The organism is Hyunsoonleella pacifica, from assembly GCF_004310335.1.
Lineage (GTDB): Bacteria > Bacteroidota > Bacteroidia > Flavobacteriales > Flavobacteriaceae > Jejuia > Jejuia pacifica.
On sequence record NZ_SIRS01000006.1, the window covers coordinates 203,408 to 220,035 of the forward strand.

Here is a 16,628-nt window from a genome sequence, read left to right on the forward strand (position 1 = left end):
GTTTTTAGTAACTAGTTTCTATTACTGTTGTTTTTGCATCTCCCCAAAGACTTTCTATGTCGTAATATTCTCTGATATGTTTCTGAAACACATGTACAGCAATATTTACATAATCTAATAAAACCCATTCAGCATTTTCTGCACCTTCAACGTGCCATGGGTTGTCTTTAAGTTCTTTACTTACCTTTTTTTGAATGGAATTAACTATGGCGTTAACTTGAGTATTTGAAGTTCCTTCACAAATTATAAAATAATCGCAAACTGTATTTTCTATTTCTCTAAGGTCTAAAATGCTAATTTCCTTACCTTTTACATCCTCAATTCCACTAATTATAACTGATATTAACTGATCTGCGTTTATTTTTTCTTTCGCCATTAAATTTATTTAATTTGTGCAAAGTTATTATTTTTTTGGTTCTTTAACCTTTAAAATTTTCACAAGATTAAAAACTATAAAAATAACCTCTAAATGCCAATAATCAAACTTGATGCCATTGATTCTACTAATACATTTTTAAAAGAAATGATTGGGTCGCAATTGGTTGAGAATTTTACTGTGGTAACAGCAAAGTACCAAACAAAAGGAAAAGGGCAGATGGGGGCAATTTGGACTTCAGAAGCATCGAAAAACTTGATGTTTAGTACGTTTGTTGATATTTCTAAACTAGAGATAGAATATCCGTTTTATATAAGTATGGCAACAGCCTTGGCATTGAGACATAGCCTTAACGCGTTTTTAATTCCACAATTATATATTAAATGGCCTAACGACATTTTGTCACAAAACAAGAAAATATGTGGTGTTTTAATTGAAAATGTCATGAAACAGGGCGGTATAAATGCTTCAATTATAGGAATTGGCTTAAATGTTAACCAAACTGAATTTGAAAAATTGCCAAATGCATCGTCCTTAAAAACAATAATGGGCCGTACTTTTAATCTAGATGAGCTTTTGGATAGTATTATCCTTAATATGAAAAGATATTTCTTAAAATTGGAAAATGGAGATTTGAAAGCACTCAAATCTGAATATGAGTCTTTTTTATTTAGAAAAGATAAACCCTCCACATTTAAAGATGATAAAGGTAACTTATTCTCAGGCTATATTAAATCTATACAAGATTCTGGAGATTTACAGGTGCTTATAGAAGACAATGTTACTAAATCTTTTGCACTTAAAGATATTACATTGATGTATTAAATTGTCTTGGGTAAATTAGTAACTAAGGTTTCTATGAATTTTGAAATAGGGCCTTTAACCATCATTGCCATCATAGGGTTAAAGTCTCCACTAAACTCTAGTTTTACATTACTATTTCCATTCTCTCCTTCAGAAATCATAGCAGATAAAGCAAAATCTATTTTTCCACCAGCAGCACCAAAAACAATTTTATTTGGAGGTGTTTCTTCTTTCTTTTTTAAAATGATTTCAGGCATCCCTTTTAAAGCAAACAAGAATTTATCTTCGCCTAATACTTCAAATTTACTAATGTTTTCGGGCATTAAAGCCTCAAAATTTTTGATGTCTGATATAAAATTGAATGTGTCTTCAGGAGTTTTTGATACACTAACTTTTGGAGATTCTAAATTCATAATGATGTTTTAAATTGTTTGTTGTTCAGCTGTTTTTGGTCCAATAACCTATCCATAAACAACGTCACTTCTTTACAGTTGTATCAAATAGCATTCCATTCACTAGGATTAGAATTCCATTCGGTTAAAGTTTCAAGTTCTTTTGCTGTAATATAATTAGTTTGTAGTGCCTGTTCTAAAAGAGATTCATAATTACCTAAGGTATGAAGCGCTACGTCTTCTTTTTCAAAATTTTCTTTTGAAACTCCAAAACCATAAGTAAAAATAGCTACCATGCCTTTAACATTAATACCACCATCACGTAGAGCTTTAACGGCATTTAAACTACTTTTTCCAGTACTGATTAAATCCTCAACCACAACAACATTTTGTCCTTTCTCTATAAAACCTTCAATTTGGTTTTTTCTACCATGGCCTTTGGCGTCTGGTCTTACATAGATAAATGGCAGATTTAAATACTCAGCAACCAACATTCCTATACCAATGGCACCTGTAGCTACACCAGCAATAGCATCTGGTTTTCCATATTGGCGTTCAATATGTTTGGCTATGGTTTCCCTAATATAATTGCGAATGGCAGGAAACGATAAAATAATACGGTTGTCACAATAAATGGGAGATTTCCATCCAGATGCCCAAGTAAAAGGTGCGTTGGGACTTAGTTTTATAGCATTAACTTGCAATAAAACTTCTGCTGTTTTTTTGGCAATATCTTTATTAAAAATCATGATGTAAAATTAAACATATATTTAGGATTACATAATCAGTTTTAAACGAATAAATTATTTTTTTCAACAATAGTTAGTTTGTATTTAAAAATGATATTTTTACCAAACAGAAATAGCTAATCATCGCTGTATGTACAAAATATTTGTTGGAGACAAGCCTATAATTTTAAGTACTAAGCCTAATGAAAAAAAAGGGGTTAAAAATTATAAGTTAAAGAGGGTAATTCTTAGAAATGTTATTAGAAAATTGAATAATTCTTCAATAAAAGAGGCATATTTAGTACATAAGAATGAAGAAAAACTATTGAAACGGTTTTTGAAAAAGGCTCCAAACGTAATTGCAGGTGGCGGTAAAGTATATAATGAAAAAGGTAAAGTGCTTTTTATATATAGAAATGGAAAATGGGATTTACCAAAAGGTAAAATTGAGAAAAAGGAAAGTATAGAAGAAACCGCCATACGAGAAGTTGAGGAGGAAACAGGAGTTACAGGATTAAAAATCACTAAACCTTTAGAAACCACGTATCATATTTTTAAGCGTCGCGGACGGTATCGTATAAAAATTACCTATTGGTTTGAAATGACAACATCTTTTGATGGAAAATTATATCCACAGGAAAAAGAAGGCATTACCAAAGTAAAATGGCTAGGAAAAAAGAAGATTAAAAAAGCCATGGAAAACTCTTATGCCAATATAAAAATTCTAATAGATTAATATAAGTTTTCAATACTTAAAGGTTAGTTTTTGACCAATTAAGTTCAGGTCTTGAATATAATTACTAGTTTATTTAGATGAAATTAAGATTGTAATAGTTTAAAATTTTTCTTCAGTTAGAAAAAAAACAGTAATTTTAGATGTAATTGCTGTTCAAGTCAGGTATAATTCTCTCAAAGCACATATTTATATGAAAGAGTATATACTCTCTTTTGGTACTATAACTGTACTAAAAGATGATTTGGCAGAAGTCATCATTAATGAAGGTGTTGTGATAAACGAAATTATGGTAGACCTATATCATGATTTTTTATTAAGCTATCTCAAAGCACCTTTTTCCTTAATCATAAATAAGAAAAACTCCTATAGCTATACCTTTGAAGCGCAAAAAATAATAGCCAATTTAAAGGAGATCCACGCCATGGCTGTTATTGTTGGAACCGATGCAGCGGTAATGTCAACCAAAACATTAATACAGATTAACGAATCTAATAATTGGAATATAAAACTATTTAGAACCAAACCAGAAGCGTTGGAGTGGATTGAAAGTTTACATGAATATTCTCTTCAAGAGCAGCATTAACTGCTTGTGTGCAATTTGTTTGCGCTTTACTTGTACATCGCTTTATAAACTGTAAATTTGCAGCCTCAATAAACAAACCATGACGGCATTTTTTAGAAAGCGTGCTAAAAACGCAAAAAACGATATTTTAAGTGGATTAACAGTAGCTTTAGCATTAGTGCCAGAGGCAGTAGCCTTTGCATTTGTTGCAGGAGTGGATCCTTTAGTGGGTTTATATGCCGCTTTTATGATTGGTTTAATCACTTCAATTTTTGGAGGAAGACCAGGAATGATAAGTGGAGCAACAGGGGCTCTAGCTGTAGTTATGGTAAATTTAGTTGCAGAAGGAAATGCTATGGGTGAACCCTCAGAACAACTTGGTTTGTACTATCTTTTTGCTACAGTTATACTTATGGGTATAATACAAGTATTAGCAGGTGTTTTAAAACTAGGAAAGTTTGTTAGACTAATACCACATCCAGTAATGATGGGGTTTGTAAACGGTTTAGCTATTGTTATTTTCCTATCGCAATTAAACCTTTTTAAAGATGCTAACGGAGATTGGTTTACAGGAACACCTATGTGGATAATGTTAGGTTTAGTGGCGTTAACAATGGGTATTATGTTTGGATTACCAAAACTAACTAAAAAACTCCCTGAAGCATTAATAGCAATATTAGTAGTATCCGCTATAGTTATTTTTGGAAATCTTGATGTTGCTACAGTAGGCAGTTTTATTCGAGATGGAGGTGGGGAAGGCCTAAAAGGGGGTTTACCACAATTTCAAACAGATATTTTTAGTAAAGTACCATTTACACTAAAAACACTATGGTTTATTGGGCCTTATGCACTCATTCTAGCAGCTATTGGTCTTATAGAATCTCTTATGACGCTGAATCTAGTAGATGAAATTACTGAAACCAGAGGAAACGCAAACCGTGAGTGTATGGCGCAAGGCAGTGCAAACATTATTACAGGGTTCTTTGGAGGTATGGGAGGTTGTGCTATGATAGGGCAATCTTTAATCAATATAAAAGGCGGAGGAAGAGGCAGATTGTCTGGAATTGTAGCAGCAGTGGCCTTGTTAATCTTTATTTTATTTGCATCTGGACTTATTGAACAAGTACCAATTGCAGCATTAGTAGGCGTTATGTTTATGGTAGTTATAGGTACGTTCGCTTGGAGTAGTTTTAGAATTTTACGAAAAATACCTATCACAGATGCCATTGTACTTATTGCGGTTTCGTTAATAACCGTTTGGAAAGATTTAGCAGTAGCTGTTATTGCAGGTGTTATTATTAGTGCATTGGTGTTCTCTTGGGAAAATGCAAAGCGCATTAGAGCAAGAAAGCGTATGAGAGAAGATGGTACTAAAGTATACGAAATTTGGGGACCATTATTTTTTGGATCTATAAAGGCATTTAATGAGAAATTTGATGTAAAAAACGATCCTGAATATGTAGAAATAGACTTTGTAGAGTCTAGGGTAAGTGACCACTCTGCTTTCGAGGCTATTTATAATTTAGTAGAGAAGTATGAAGCCGCAGGGAAATCCATAAAACTAAAACATTTAAGCGAAGATTGTAAAGTATTGCTTTACAAGGCAAGCCCTAAGTTTAAAGAAGTAATTATAGAAGATATTGATGACCCACGTTATCATCTCGCCGAAAATCCAGAGGCATTTACAAAACCACTTTCTGAGTATAAACTTTAAGCAATAAAGTTTTTTGTTTTGATGCTTGATTGCTGGTAAGTTTTTGCATTCGCTTTCTACAAGGAGCTTCAATCACGCCATGGTGTGACCTCAACCCCTAGCGGGCTAGTTTGCTAACTTCATTCTTTAACCTAAGACGTAATTGTGTTTTGGGAAGTTCATTTAAAGGTAAAATGTATGATTTCGTTGCGTAGTTAAGCCTTAAAGTTAGCAAATAAAACACAGATAGAAAGTCTGCTAGGACTTTCGTAAGTGGCTATAACTAGCAATGATTATGCACGGCTTGTTGTGCTTATTACTTATTATTAACTAATTCTATATTCTTTAGTATTGTGACTTAAAATCAGTTGCTCAATAATTTTGATAACTTTTTTAGACCAAAGTATTTTAAAATGTCCAGTTCCTTCTATTTCAATAAGTTTAGAATTCTTAATAAATGAACTTACATTTTTAGTTTTCTCTATTGGAATTATTTTGTCAAATTTATCGTGAATAAATGTAACATTTTTCATTTCAATATCTTTCAAAATGCTTTCTGCATCAAGTGTTATAGGGTCGTATTCAGTTGTCGTTTTTCGTATTTTATTAATAAGTAATTTGGTTGTTTTAGGTGTCAAGCCAAATTGAGTAATAGCTAAGTCAATAAATTCTAAAAATTTACTTGGAGATGTTAATATAATCATTTGGTTCACTTTATACTTTATTGAGCTCATTGCCGTAAAAGTAAGTACTGTACCCATCGAATGGGTAATAATTAAATCGTATTTCTCTTTTTTTAAGAACAATTTTACCAAATCTGACATTTCAAAAAAACTTGTTTTTCTCTTTGTACTTGCTCCATGACAGGGGCCATCAAAACTAGTTACTTTGTAACCAATTTTTGTTAATTCTGGAATAATTGCTCCAAAGTTAGAAGCTCTTCCTCCCCAACCATGTATAAGTAAAGCTTTTTTATCTCCATCTCCCCATTTATAAGTTCTAATATTAAATTTTTTAAATCGAATTATATTTTCTGTAGCTATTTCAAGTATTGATTTTTCAAAGGCTCTTATTTTTTTGTTTTTGGGCTTTGATAAAAAATTAAACGCAATTGTAGCTGTTAGTCGTGAAGATATTTTCTGTAGAACTTTAAATATTTTTTTTACATTCATTTTTAGATTATTTGTAATCTAACAAATGTCTATCATTTTATTCTTTATTCTATGACACATTTGTGTCAAAATATGATTAAACCAATTTTTTTCTAATTCGTGTTAATGTTTGGCGTTTAATACCCAAAAAAGAAGATAGGTGGGTCTGTGATACACGATTTAGTAAATCTTTGTTTTTCGAAATAAAGTTAATATACCTTTGTTCAGCATTTTCAAATAAAAAACTTTCAATTCTATTTTGCCTTGAGTTTAAATACTTTTCGGCTATTAATCTACCGAATTTTTCGAAATTTTTATATTTAGAATAGGATTCTTGTATTAGCTTAAATGGAACATTTACTAACAACGAAGATTCTATGGTTTGAATATAATATTTAGAAGGTTTTTGATTGATAAATGCGTTATAATCTGCTGCATAAAAATTCTCTTTTATAAAAGCAATTGTTATTTCTTCTCCCGTATTATTGATGTAGAAGATTCTTAATAATCCATTAAAGACAAATCCTAAACTTTCCTGAATATCTCCAGCTATTAGATAATTTTTTTTAGCTTTTAACCTAGTTATGGTAACTTTAGTAGTATGGAAGTTTATCTCATCAGAATTTAAATCAGGGCAAACCTCTCTTAAAGCATTTGAATAAGCCTGAATTGGTTTAACTTTATTGTTTATTTCCATTTTTGGGTATTAAGCACAACTGCCAGTAAACGAAGTTAGCTGAAAATATTTATAAAGTCAAATAGGCTTTACTACAAAATATATAATTCGATATTATAAAACCTAAGAGTAGACATTCTAATTCTTCCTATCGCATAGGCCGTTTTAGTTGTTCTTTTACACGCTCAAAAGATTTTTTACTGGCACGCTCCCAACGGTAAATAGTGTATTTTTTGTCTTTGTTAGCTATTTGCTTAGCTTCTTTATCCCTAATTTCTTTTACCCAATTAAACCGTTTTTTGGTTATAGAAATAATTAAATCATCTCCACAGCCCAGAGCCTCTAAAGTATTTAAAGCAGCGATAGATACATTTTGTACTTTGTCATTCATGGCATGCAATAATACAGGTACAGAAGAACATTGTCCTGCATGTGCTAGAGCTTCAGCAGCTAACTTACGCGTATGGTAATTACCGTGTTTTAAGGCATACTCTAGTTTTAGCACATCTTTATGTTCCATCCAAGAATCAATAATAGTTTCAGAAGGTTGCACAACATTCAATTTAAAAAGTAAGTATGTGATATGGTGTAACATGGTTGTGGTTATTAACTATGTATATGTAGTTAATTTTACCAAAATGTTACAATTTTACTAAAGGCTTAAGGCTGACATTTATAAAATGGCTTTAGGAATTACTCTACGCGTCAAGGTTTTCAAACGTTTATAGTTGCTTACTTCAGAGTCAGGATTAAAATCTAAGGTAGTCTCCCAAGAATTTTCAGGTTGAAATTCTAGTTCCATACCTTTTAAAACACCTTTAGAAACCTTTTCAGACTTCACAATAACAATACATTCCGTATTTAAATTAGCGCTTCTTGGATCTAGGTTAAACGTACCAATAATAGTCGTTTTTTTATCTACAACCATAGATTTTGCATGAAGACCAAAGGTTGGTGTATAATCTAATTCGGTTTGTAATTCTCCTGTCATTATGCGTTTTCGCTCTTCAGCATCAGGCTTAAATTCAAATATCCTAACGCCTGTTTTTAGTAAAGCTTCTCTATCGCTTTGATAACTGCTAAAGGCTTCAACATTATCAGTAGATGCTAGACTATTGGTTAATATTCTAACGTTTACCCCACGATTTACAGCATCTTCAAATAAACCTCTACTTTTTTTAGTAGTAATTAAATAAGGGGTTTGAATAGTAATAGATGTTGTTGCATTATTTACCAAATCAATTAATGTAGATGTAGAAATACCACCGCCAAAGAAACTATGCGCTTTGTTGTTTTTTCCTGGCACATCTGAAACAAAACTAACATCATCGAGCCAAACTAAATCTCCTGATGTTTTAATAGTATTAAATGTTTCGGGTAAGTTTTCAATGCGTTGTCTCACTTGTGGCCAGAAATTTTCTGGGTTACAAGCATATTCATGTAGTTTTTTAAACCTGTTTTTATCTGTTATATTTTCAGGTTTGTCTTTTATAACTTTAGTAATGTCTTGACTTAATTCACTATTCCAAAATGTTTCAAACGAGGTTTTAACAGTTTTTGATGTTTTACCTATCAAAAGAATATCTCTGTCTCTAAAATTATATTCATGATCGTAATCAAAATATTCATTCGCTATATTTCTACCTCCTGTAATCACAACTTGGTCATCTACGATAAAGGTTTTGTTATGCATACGTTGATTTGCAGATTTAAAATCTGTTGCAAACTTCCCTATTTTCTGAAAAATATTTTTTCCTAGATTAACCCCAGGATTATATATTCTAACCGAAATATTTTCATGAGAATTAAATACGAGAATATCCCTAGCTTCAGCATCAACCATAATATCATCGACAAGTACCCTAACTTTAACGCCTCTATCTGCAGCTCTTACCAAATAATCGCAAGCAATGAGACCAATATTATCTGTTGAAAATATAAAGTATTGAATATCTATAGTTTTTTCTGCATATTCGGTTAACCAAGCTCTGGCAACCATAGAGCCACTGCCATCTTCAAGTACATACACTCCTGTTTTTTCTTCTATAACATCAGAGAATTCCTTAAGTTCTTTAGAAAGAGAGATACTCTTGTCTCTTTTAATTTTTGAACAAAAATCGGTGTCTTTCATTGGAGGATTTTTATGCTTGCATGATGAAACAACAAATAAAACAATAAGAAAACTACTGAGTTTTAATATAGTATTCATAGAAATTTATGATTTCACGCGAACACTATCGGGAACCAATTTTGTATAATCTCCATTATTTCTAATCACTTCTCTCACAATTGAAGATGCAATATATGAGGTGTCTGCCGAGGTAAGTAAAAAAATAGTTTCAATAGGAGCTAAATCTCTATTGGTGTGTGCAATGGCTTTTTCAAACTCAAAATCTGCTGGGTTGCGCAAACCTCTTAAAATAAATTCTACATTGTTCTGTTGGCAGAAATCTACAGTTAAGCCTTTGTAGTTTACCACTTTTACCTTGGGTTCATCTTTAAAAGCATCAATTATAAATTGTTGGCGTTCTTCAAGTGAAAACATATATTTTTTTGATGAGTTTACGCCAATGGCGACAATAATTTCATCAAAAAGCGTCACACCACGTTTAATGATATCGTAATGTCCTAAAGTTAACGGATCAAAAGATCCTGGGAAAATTGCACGTTTCATAAGCCCTCTTTATCTCCCTATTTCGACTGCATTTAATACTCGCTTAGGGAGAAACTAATTTGTTGTAAATATACAAATCTTATAAGTAGATAATTTTACTCATCACGTTCTATATTAAATATCTCCTTTTCTTCATAAAGAAATTGAAGATTCTCTAAGGTAGTTACATCAGTAAGAAAGGTGTAATTTTCACTTTTATCTATTTGGTCTATGGCAGAACGTTTATCAATTTCATAATTATTAAAAACTACATAAATGCTATCTTCTTCTATTTTTGTAATTTTCATTGTTGTAAAATGTCCTGGAGATTCAGATTTTATAGAATAAATATCTCCAATAGCAGGCGCCTTTATGTATTCTGCTTCAGCTTCTTTGTGTTGGGCATTAGAGTAACTAAAGTATCCAATAACTAAAGCAATTATTGCAAGACCACTAAAATGTAAAAAAGGAATGCCTTTATGCTTTTCTAATTCAAACTTATCTTTAATCTTTTGAGGTAATTCTTTTAGTTTGAATGTTCTTTTACAGCTATTACACTCTAAAATATTTTCTTTTCCAATAGGGAAAATAGGAATCCAATAGATGTAGAAGTATTTTCCAAAAACACTATAATTCATAGAGCTTTGCTCATTACAATTAGGACATTCTACGCCTCTAAGTTGTCCATTTTTTAATCGAGAAGAATTTGTACCGTAAAAAATCATATAAGTTTGGTTATGTTGTGTTTCAAATATAACCAAATAAATGTGTAATCTGTAAGGTAATTATTTCAACGCTCTCTTGCCAAATTTGCAGATTTTTGAAATTATGCCTTTTTATTCTTGCTTCTTGTTTTTAAATATCTTGTTTCAATTTATTTGAGAGCTTCCTCAATCGCATTATCAAACAAATCTGAAAGGGAGATACCGGCCGCTTCAGCTTGTTGGGGTAAGATACTTTCTTTAGTGAGTCCGGGGACAGTATTCATTTCTAATAAATGGGGTACACCATCCTTAAATATATATTCGCTTCTAGAAAATCCTGTCATTCTTAAAACTTCATAGACTTTTTTTGCGAGTACGTTAACTTTATCTTCTTGTTCTGGAGTTAACCGTGCTGGTGTGATTTCTTGAGATTTACCTAAGTATTTGGCTTCATAATCAAAAAAATCATTTTCAGAGACTATCTCTGTTATTGGTAGCACTTTAGTTTCTCCCATATAGGTTATTACCCCCACAGAGACTTCTATACCATCTAAAAAGGATTCAATAATAATTTCATCATCTTCTTTAAACGCCACATCAATAGCATATTGTAAATCTTCTTTTTTATGTACTTTTGTAACACCAAAACTACTACCTGCTTTATTTGCTTTTACAAAGCAAGGCAGCCCTACTTTGCCGATAATAGCATTTTCATCAATGGTATCTCCTAAATTAAGATAATAAGATGCTGCAGTTTTAATACCATAAGGTTTTAAAATACTTAAGCAGTCGCGCTTGTTAAAAGTAATTTGTGCTTGATACATTGGACAACTTGTATGTGGAATTCCCAATAGCTCAAAATATCCTTGCATATACCCATCTTCTCCAGGTGAGCCGTGAATGGCATTAAACACACAATCGAAATTGATTTTAAAACTATCTATATTTATAGAAAAGTCATTTTTATCAATTGGAAATTCCGTATTATCTTCATCTACATAAACCCATTTATCTTTAAAAATATGAATACGATAGGGATTGTACTTGTCTCTATTTAAAGTTTCAAAAACTACATTACCGCTAGTTAATGATATTTTGTACTCACTGGAATACCCGCCCATGATAATGGCGATATTTTTCTTATCAATCATATTATTTCTTTAGGGTTCATCTAAACGTAACAATAATTCGTATCTATTATAGTTAAGCTAAAATAATCATATAAACAGCAAAACAAAATATTATATATTTGTCACACCGAAAAACCTTCACATGAGTTTCTTAAAGTTTTTGTTTAGTAAAACATTTTTAAAGCAATTAGCATTAGCTATAGTGGCTATGGTAGTATTGTGTTTTTTAATGCTAACTTGGTTAAAGTCTACAACAAACCATGGAGATTTTGAGACTGTTCCTGAACTAAAAGGTAAGTCTATTAGTGTTGCTGATATGGAATTGAAAGAAAATAACTTGGTAATGCAAATACAAGATTCGGCAAATTTTAATCCTGACTATCCTAAATTCTCAGTTATAGATCAAGAGCCTGCAGCTGGCACTAAAGTGAAGGAAGATAGGAAAATATATTTAACGTTAAATCCTTCAGGATACAGAAAAGTAGAAGTGCCAGATTTAAGAGAGCGTACCTTTAGACAAGCTGAACCTAATTTAGAAGCTTTAGGGTTTAAAGTGGGTAATATTACTTATGTAGATAATCTAGGAAAAGATATTGTACTGGAACTTAAATATAAAGGTAAAACCCTAAACCCAGGCGAAAAGCTACCAAAAACATCTAAAATAGATTTAGTTCTAGGTAATGGTAATCGCCCTTAGCATTAGCACCAAAACTAATGCAATATTATGGAATCACACGGACCGCAATTACCTGAAGAAGATAACCTTCACGAACATTTTACTTTTACAGTAGATAAGGGACAAGCGCCTTTGCGTATTGATAAATATTTACTTAACTATATTGAGAATATTACACGTAGTAAAATACAGAATGCAGCAAAAAACGATGGTATATTAGTAAATGATGTACCTGTAAAATCTAACTACAAGGTAAGACCAAATGATACTATACGTGTATTGTTTGCTCACCCTACTTATGAGGCGTTATTGGTAGGAGAAGATATGCCGTTAGATATAATTTTTGAAGACGATTACCTATTAGTTGTTAACAAGCCAGCAGGAATGGTAGTGCATCCCGGACATGGTAATTACTCAGGGACTTTAATAAACGGATTGATATATCGTTTTGATAGTCTACCAAATAATTCCAGCGATCGTCCAGGATTAGTACACCGTATAGATAAAGATACTAGCGGACTTTTAGTGGTTGCTAAAACTGAACAAGCTATGGCGCATTTATCTTTACAATTTGCAGAGAAAACCAGTGAACGGGAATATGTTGCTTTGGTTTGGGGTAATGTAGAAGCTGATGAGGGAACTATTGAAGGTAATATAGGAAGACATCCTAAAAACAGATTGCAGAATACTGTATTTTTAGATGATGAAGCAGAGAAAGGAAAGCCTGCTGTTACGCATTACAAGGTTTTAGAGCGTTTGGGTTATGTTACTTTGGTATCTTGTAAGCTAGAAACAGGGCGCACACACCAAATAAGAGTGCACATGAAACACATTGGGCATACCTTGTTTAATGATGAACGTTATGGTGGTAACGTTATTTTAAAAGGCACTACGTTTACTAAATACAAACAGTTTGTAGATAATTGCTTTAAAGTATTGCCTAGGCAAGCTTTACATGCTAAAACTTTAGGTTTTGTTCATCCTAAAACAGGAGCGTTTATGCGTTTTGAAACGCCAGTACCTGAAGATATAGTACTATGTATAGAGAAGTGGCGTAACTACTCAAAACATTTGGGGTAATATTTTGGTAATTAAGTATTTACTTTGTTAAGTAACTTTTTTATACCAAACTCAGGACTTGTAAATACCTCTTTTTCAAGATTTGTTAAATATGTTTTCGCACCTGCCATTGAAGCCTGTGCGAGGAAAAACACATCAACTTCAGAAGCTTTGTTAATAGTCTTTTTTGCAATGCCTTTGTTGTAACTTTCTAAATCGCCTTTCTCAAAATGTTGCCATAAATCAGAACAATCAATATCCACTATTTCAATAGTTTTTTTTGTTTTAAGAGCTATGCTGTGCATTAAATTTTCGCTTACTGTCTTAGTAGAATTGGCAGTGTATGCTAATCCTATTTTGGTATAATTATTTACCAAATAAGTAATAATTGGTTGGTCTATTCTATAAACATCAGGATATTTATCACTTTCTGCACCATAAGTGGAGCAGGTACAAATGATAAGTGAAGGCTTATTTTTTCTAATAGTTTCAATTTCTTTTTCAAACTGAACAGTATCTGTAACTCCAGTTTCTAATGCACTATCTAATATGTCTTTGTTTACGTAATGTTGTGTTTCAACAGAGTCATTCTGGGCTCGTACTAAGTTTTCAAAATTACTTATATGCGCTTTGTTGGTGTGTAAAAATGCAATCATATTACTGGAATATTTTGTTGAATAAATAAATCTGATGTGAATTTAAATTGTTATAAATTTAGATTATAATTTCATTGTAAATAATAGTAGACTTACACTGTATTTACTAAAAAGGAGTTGTAAATTTGAACTATTATTGAATAAGTGTAAATAAATAAAAAATAAAATGAAGTTAGTTATTTCTCCTGCAAAATCTTTAGACTTTGAAACAGAATTACCAACATCAAGACATACAGAACCCCAGTTTTTAAAACAATCAGAGCGTTTAAATAGATTGCTTAAAAAGAAATCTGCTAAAAGCTTGTCAAAGCTAATGAGTATTTCTGACGCTTTGGGACAGTTAAATTATGAACGTAATCAATCATGGGAGTTACCATTTACAAAGGATAATGCAAGGCCTGCTGTTTACGCTTTTAATGGCGATGTTTATCGCGGATTAGATGCTTATAGTATTCCAGAAGAAAAAGTGGATACATTACAAAATACAGTACGTATTCTTTCTGGTTTATATGGTGTTTTAAAGCCCATGGATTTAATGCAACCTTATCGATTGGAAATGGGAACAAAACTACCTGTAGGAACAAAAAAGAATTTATACGAATTTTGGAAAAGAGACATCACTAAAGTTTTGAACGACGAGTTACAAGATGATGAGTTATTTCTAAATTTAGCAAGCAACGAGTATTTTAAAGCTGTTGATAAAAAAGTATTGAAAGTGCCTGTGATAACCGCGAATTTTAAGGATTTTAAAAACGGACAATATAAAGTGATCTCTTTCTTTGCCAAAGAGGCGCGTGGTGCTATGGCCAGATATATTATAGATACTAATGCCCAAACTACAGAAGATGTAAAAGGTTTTAACTATATGGATTATGGGTTCAGTGAGGAGCTATCTACTGATACTGATTTGGTGTTTATTAGGTAGGATATCTTGCAGAAGTTTCTTTCCAAAAGAAAGGATAAAATAAACATAGAAATAAAGAATTTATTAAGTTTGATTCAAACTTAATTGCAGATTATTTTATGTGGTATTATTTAATTATTGCACTCCAAGGATTTTGTATTTATCATGCTATAAAAAACAGGAGTTCTTATTATTGGATATTTCTTATTTTTTTTCTGCCCTTAATTGGATGTATCATATACTTTATAACCCAAGTATATAATAAGAAAGATGCAGAGAAAATTACTTCTGAAATTACACAAATCATTAATCCTACAAAGAAGATTCGCGATTTAGAAAAGCAGCTAGCCTTTTCAGAATCATATCAAAATAGAGTAAACTTGGCTGATGCGTATTTGGAAAATAAGGATTACCAAAATGCCATAAAACATTATAAAGAAGCTTTAGAGGGTAATTCTCAAAACGATTTTTATGTGATTAAAAATATGATTGAAGCTTATCATCTTATAGAAGATAATAAAAGTGTTGTGTTTTATGGCGAGCAAATAAAATCACATCCTGAATTTTCAAAATCGAGAACTCAGTTTTTGTATGGATTAGCTCTTGAAAAGGAAGGTAATTTAGTTGAAGCTGAAGACAATTTAAGAGCTATTGATATCAGGTTTTCATTCTATAATGAGCGTTTGGTTTATGCGAATTATTAATAAAAAGGATGAGGCAAAAGAGATTCTAGAATCGTTAATATCTGAAGGCCAACATATGACTAAACTCAATAGAAAAATATATGGCACTACAATTACCGAAGCTCAAAAGTTATTAAAAACTTTATAGCTATTTTGCTTTAGCTTTTTTTTCTACATTTATTTTTTGTTCAACGCTAGGTTTCTTTTTAATTCGTGGTCTGCGCGAACCAAAAGTGCCTCTATTTATTTTTCCACGTTTTGTCTTTTTATCGCCTTTTCCCATGGTTTCAATTATATTTATATTTCCAAATAATATAATCATTTAAGCATTTAAAATCAAGTTTTGTTTATCCATCAACATCCATATCCACCATTTATCAAAGACAATACCAAGAAACTAATCGTCGGTACGTTACCGCCACCTCGATTTTCAACAGGAAATCTTTTAGAAAAAGATGTTGATTTTTGTTATGGTAGCTATTATAATTCGCTATGGTTGTATATTGATAAAATCCATAATTTGAATTTACGGTTTGATAATTCTGATGAAGCCATTAAACAACGAAAACAATTTTTGATTCAACATAAAATTGGTGTTTGCGATATTGTAGAACGTGCCGAACGCGAAAAAATTGATGCCTCAGATTTGGGGATGCAAAATATAATACTTCGAGATGTTGTTAGCTATTTGAAGCAATATCCAAATATAGACACCTTACTTTTTACAGGCGGCAATAGTAAAAACGGCCCCGAATATTTCTTTAGAAAACATATCAAAGATTATGGGTTTAAATTAGAATTGGTATCAAATGAAATTCCTAGAATTCATGAATTTGAACTTTATCTATCAGAACGAAAAGAAGCATCTAGAATTATAAAAACCGTATCTCTAACATCAGCATCAGGTTCAGCAAACCGTGCCATTGGTAGTATGCCACTGTATAAACAGTTAAAATCTAGAAACTCCAATTTTACAACTTTTGATTTTCGCATTATACAGTATCGGGAGTTTTTTTGATAAACTCATATACTTGTACAAGGCAAC

21 protein-coding genes are annotated in these 16,628 nt (G+C 31.7%); 9 read left to right on the forward strand and 12 right to left on the reverse strand.

Annotated elements, in window-relative coordinates:
• Nucleotides 1-4: 4 nt before the first annotated feature.
• The gene (gene rsfS / locus EYD46_RS15335; RefSeq protein ID WP_130938050.1) at nucleotides 5-376 is read right to left on the reverse strand and encodes a ribosome silencing factor; all 372 of its coding nucleotides are present in this window, start codon (nucleotides 374-376) and stop codon (nucleotides 5-7) included.
• 93 nt (nucleotides 377-469) lie between these two features.
• Here rsfS and EYD46_RS15340 point away from each other — a divergent pair, with 93 nt between their 5' ends.
• Nucleotides 470-1,201, forward strand: coding sequence for a biotin--[acetyl-CoA-carboxylase] ligase (locus EYD46_RS15340; protein WP_130938051.1), 732 nt, complete (start codon nucleotides 470-472; stop codon nucleotides 1,199-1,201).
• Here EYD46_RS15340 and EYD46_RS15345 read toward each other — a convergent pair.
• Both EYD46_RS15345 and pyrE read right to left on the reverse strand, forming a co-directional pair.
• The gene (locus tag EYD46_RS15345; protein WP_130938052.1) at nucleotides 1,198-1,593 is read right to left on the reverse strand and encodes an SRPBCC family protein; all 396 of its coding nucleotides are present in this window, start codon (nucleotides 1,591-1,593) and stop codon (nucleotides 1,198-1,200) included. The two genes, EYD46_RS15340 and EYD46_RS15345, sit on opposite strands and share 4 nt — an antisense overlap.
• Nucleotides 1,594-1,676: 83 nt before the next feature.
• Nucleotides 1,677-2,321 (reverse strand): orotate phosphoribosyltransferase, encoded by a 645-nt coding sequence (pyrE, locus tag EYD46_RS15350; RefSeq protein WP_130938053.1) that lies wholly within the window; start codon nucleotides 2,319-2,321, stop codon nucleotides 1,677-1,679.
• 130 nt (nucleotides 2,322-2,451) lie between these two features.
• Here pyrE and EYD46_RS15355 point away from each other — a divergent pair, with 130 nt between their 5' ends.
• The 3 genes from EYD46_RS15355 to EYD46_RS15365 all read left to right on the forward strand — a co-directional run bounded on the left by EYD46_RS15355 (nucleotide 2,452) and on the right by EYD46_RS15365 (nucleotide 5,312).
• Entirely contained in the window at nucleotides 2,452-3,036 is a 585-nt protein-coding gene (locus EYD46_RS15355) for an NUDIX hydrolase (protein WP_130938054.1), read from the forward strand.
• A gap of 190 nt (nucleotides 3,037-3,226) precedes the next feature.
• Nucleotides 3,227-3,619 (forward strand): DUF7793 family protein, encoded by a 393-nt coding sequence (locus EYD46_RS15360; protein WP_130938055.1) that lies wholly within the window; start codon nucleotides 3,227-3,229, stop codon nucleotides 3,617-3,619.
• Between the two features lie 79 nt (nucleotides 3,620-3,698).
• A complete protein-coding gene (locus tag EYD46_RS15365) occupies nucleotides 3,699-5,312 on the forward strand; it encodes a SulP family inorganic anion transporter (RefSeq protein ID WP_130938056.1) in 1,614 nt (537 codons plus the stop codon).
• A 305-nt stretch (nucleotides 5,313-5,617) separates the two neighbouring features.
• On the opposite strand, the gene EYD46_RS15370 is transcribed toward EYD46_RS15365, so the two are convergent.
• The 7 genes from EYD46_RS15370 to EYD46_RS15400 form a co-directional block, all read right to left on the reverse strand.
• A complete protein-coding gene (locus tag EYD46_RS15370; protein ID WP_130938057.1) occupies nucleotides 5,618-6,463 on the reverse strand; it encodes an alpha/beta fold hydrolase in 846 nt (281 codons plus the stop codon).
• Between the two features lie 76 nt (nucleotides 6,464-6,539).
• Nucleotides 6,540-7,139 (reverse strand): Crp/Fnr family transcriptional regulator, encoded by a 600-nt coding sequence (locus tag EYD46_RS15375; RefSeq protein ID WP_130938058.1) that lies wholly within the window; start codon nucleotides 7,137-7,139, stop codon nucleotides 6,540-6,542.
• 127 nt (nucleotides 7,140-7,266) lie between these two features.
• On the reverse strand, nucleotides 7,267-7,713 hold the full coding sequence (locus tag EYD46_RS15380) for a HEAT repeat domain-containing protein (protein ID WP_229731361.1): 447 nt from the start codon (nucleotides 7,711-7,713) through the stop codon (nucleotides 7,267-7,269).
• Between the two features lie 78 nt (nucleotides 7,714-7,791).
• On the reverse strand, nucleotides 7,792-9,249 hold the full coding sequence (locus tag EYD46_RS15385) for a phospholipase D family protein (protein ID WP_229731362.1): 1,458 nt from the start codon (nucleotides 9,247-9,249) through the stop codon (nucleotides 7,792-7,794).
• An 84-nt stretch (nucleotides 9,250-9,333) separates the two neighbouring features.
• On the reverse strand, nucleotides 9,334-9,792 hold the full coding sequence (coaD, locus tag EYD46_RS15390; RefSeq protein WP_130938060.1) for a pantetheine-phosphate adenylyltransferase: 459 nt from the start codon (nucleotides 9,790-9,792) through the stop codon (nucleotides 9,334-9,336).
• A gap of 95 nt (nucleotides 9,793-9,887) precedes the next feature.
• Complete coding sequence (locus EYD46_RS15395; RefSeq protein ID WP_130938061.1) at nucleotides 9,888-10,496, reverse strand: zinc-ribbon domain-containing protein; 609 nt, start codon at nucleotides 10,494-10,496, stop codon at nucleotides 9,888-9,890.
• A 149-nt stretch (nucleotides 10,497-10,645) separates the two neighbouring features.
• Nucleotides 10,646-11,626, reverse strand: a complete 981-nt coding sequence (locus EYD46_RS15400) for a D-alanine--D-alanine ligase (protein ID WP_130938062.1) — start codon at nucleotides 11,624-11,626, stop codon at nucleotides 10,646-10,648.
• Between the two features lie 121 nt (nucleotides 11,627-11,747).
• Here EYD46_RS15400 and EYD46_RS15405 point away from each other — a divergent pair, with 121 nt between their 5' ends.
• Together EYD46_RS15405 and EYD46_RS15410 are read left to right on the forward strand one after the other, a co-directional pair.
• Nucleotides 11,748-12,302 carry a PASTA domain-containing protein gene (locus EYD46_RS15405; RefSeq protein WP_130938063.1) on the forward strand — a complete coding sequence of 185 codons (555 nt, stop codon included), beginning with the start codon at nucleotides 11,748-11,750 and terminating at the stop codon, nucleotides 12,300-12,302.
• A 27-nt stretch (nucleotides 12,303-12,329) separates the two neighbouring features.
• Nucleotides 12,330-13,361: an RluA family pseudouridine synthase gene (locus EYD46_RS15410; protein WP_130938064.1), complete on the forward strand. Its 1,032-nt coding sequence runs from the start codon at nucleotides 12,330-12,332 to the stop codon at nucleotides 13,359-13,361.
• Between the two features lie 11 nt (nucleotides 13,362-13,372).
• Here EYD46_RS15410 and EYD46_RS15415 read toward each other — a convergent pair whose 3' ends face one another.
• Nucleotides 13,373-13,996 carry a hypothetical protein gene (locus EYD46_RS15415; protein ID WP_130938065.1) on the reverse strand — a complete coding sequence of 208 codons (624 nt, stop codon included), beginning with the start codon at nucleotides 13,994-13,996 and terminating at the stop codon, nucleotides 13,373-13,375.
• 166 nt (nucleotides 13,997-14,162) lie between these two features.
• On the opposite strand from EYD46_RS15415, the gene yaaA reads away from it, so the two are divergent.
• A complete protein-coding gene (gene yaaA, locus EYD46_RS15420) occupies nucleotides 14,163-14,921 on the forward strand; it encodes a peroxide stress protein YaaA (protein WP_130938066.1) in 759 nt (252 codons plus the stop codon).
• A 98-nt stretch (nucleotides 14,922-15,019) separates the two neighbouring features.
• Nucleotides 15,020-15,604, forward strand: coding sequence for a tetratricopeptide repeat protein (locus tag EYD46_RS15425; RefSeq protein ID WP_130938067.1), 585 nt, complete (start codon nucleotides 15,020-15,022; stop codon nucleotides 15,602-15,604).
• A 127-nt stretch (nucleotides 15,605-15,731) separates the two neighbouring features.
• Here EYD46_RS15425 and EYD46_RS15430 read toward each other — a convergent pair whose 3' ends face one another.
• A complete protein-coding gene (locus tag EYD46_RS15430) occupies nucleotides 15,732-15,866 on the reverse strand; it encodes a 30S ribosomal protein THX (protein ID WP_130938155.1) in 135 nt (44 codons plus the stop codon).
• Nucleotides 15,867-15,926: 60 nt separating this feature from the next.
• Here EYD46_RS15430 and EYD46_RS15435 point away from each other — a divergent pair, with 60 nt between their 5' ends.
• A complete protein-coding gene (locus EYD46_RS15435; protein ID WP_130938068.1) occupies nucleotides 15,927-16,601 on the forward strand; it encodes a uracil-DNA glycosylase family protein in 675 nt (224 codons plus the stop codon).
• Nucleotides 16,602-16,628: the final 27 nt, after the last annotated feature.

Coding starts and splice junctions, on each gene's coding strand:
- EYD46_RS15405 (WP_130938063.1), top strand. CDS start 11,748: ATGAGTTTCTTAAAGTTTTTGTTTAGTAAAACATTTTTAAAGCAATTA.
- EYD46_RS15365 (WP_130938056.1), top strand. CDS start 3,699: ATGACGGCATTTTTTAGAAAGCGTGCTAAAAACGCAAAAAACGATATT.
- EYD46_RS15345 (WP_130938052.1), bottom strand. CDS start 1,593: ATGAATTTAGAATCTCCAAAAGTTAGTGTATCAAAAACTCCTGAAGAC.
- EYD46_RS15395 (WP_130938061.1), bottom strand. CDS start 10,496: ATGATTTTTTACGGTACAAATTCTTCTCGATTAAAAAATGGACAACTT.
- EYD46_RS15340 (WP_130938051.1), top strand. CDS start 470: ATGCCAATAATCAAACTTGATGCCATTGATTCTACTAATACATTTTTA.
- EYD46_RS15425 (WP_130938067.1), top strand. CDS start 15,020: ATGTGGTATTATTTAATTATTGCACTCCAAGGATTTTGTATTTATCAT.
- coaD (WP_130938060.1), bottom strand. CDS start 9,792: ATGAAACGTGCAATTTTCCCAGGATCTTTTGATCCGTTAACTTTAGGA.
- EYD46_RS15360 (WP_130938055.1), top strand. CDS start 3,227: ATGAAAGAGTATATACTCTCTTTTGGTACTATAACTGTACTAAAAGAT.
- EYD46_RS15410 (WP_130938064.1), top strand. CDS start 12,330: ATGGAATCACACGGACCGCAATTACCTGAAGAAGATAACCTTCACGAA.
- rsfS (WP_130938050.1), bottom strand. CDS start 376: ATGGCGAAAGAAAAAATAAACGCAGATCAGTTAATATCAGTTATAATT.
- pyrE (WP_130938053.1), bottom strand. CDS start 2,321: ATGATTTTTAATAAAGATATTGCCAAAAAAACAGCAGAAGTTTTATTG.
- EYD46_RS15375 (WP_130938058.1), bottom strand. CDS start 7,139: ATGGAAATAAACAATAAAGTTAAACCAATTCAGGCTTATTCAAATGCT.
- EYD46_RS15380 (WP_229731361.1), bottom strand. CDS start 7,713: ATGTTACACCATATCACATACTTACTTTTTAAATTGAATGTTGTGCAA.
- EYD46_RS15355 (WP_130938054.1), top strand. CDS start 2,452: ATGTACAAAATATTTGTTGGAGACAAGCCTATAATTTTAAGTACTAAG.
- EYD46_RS15385 (WP_229731362.1), bottom strand. CDS start 9,249: ATGAAAGACACCGATTTTTGTTCAAAAATTAAAAGAGACAAGAGTATC.
- EYD46_RS15430 (WP_130938155.1), bottom strand. CDS start 15,866: ATGGGAAAAGGCGATAAAAAGACAAAACGTGGAAAAATAAATAGAGGC.
- EYD46_RS15370 (WP_130938057.1), bottom strand. CDS start 6,463: ATGAATGTAAAAAAAATATTTAAAGTTCTACAGAAAATATCTTCACGA.
- EYD46_RS15415 (WP_130938065.1), bottom strand. CDS start 13,996: ATGATTGCATTTTTACACACCAACAAAGCGCATATAAGTAATTTTGAA.
- yaaA (WP_130938066.1), top strand. CDS start 14,163: ATGAAGTTAGTTATTTCTCCTGCAAAATCTTTAGACTTTGAAACAGAA.
- EYD46_RS15400 (WP_130938062.1), bottom strand. CDS start 11,626: ATGATTGATAAGAAAAATATCGCCATTATCATGGGCGGGTATTCCAGT.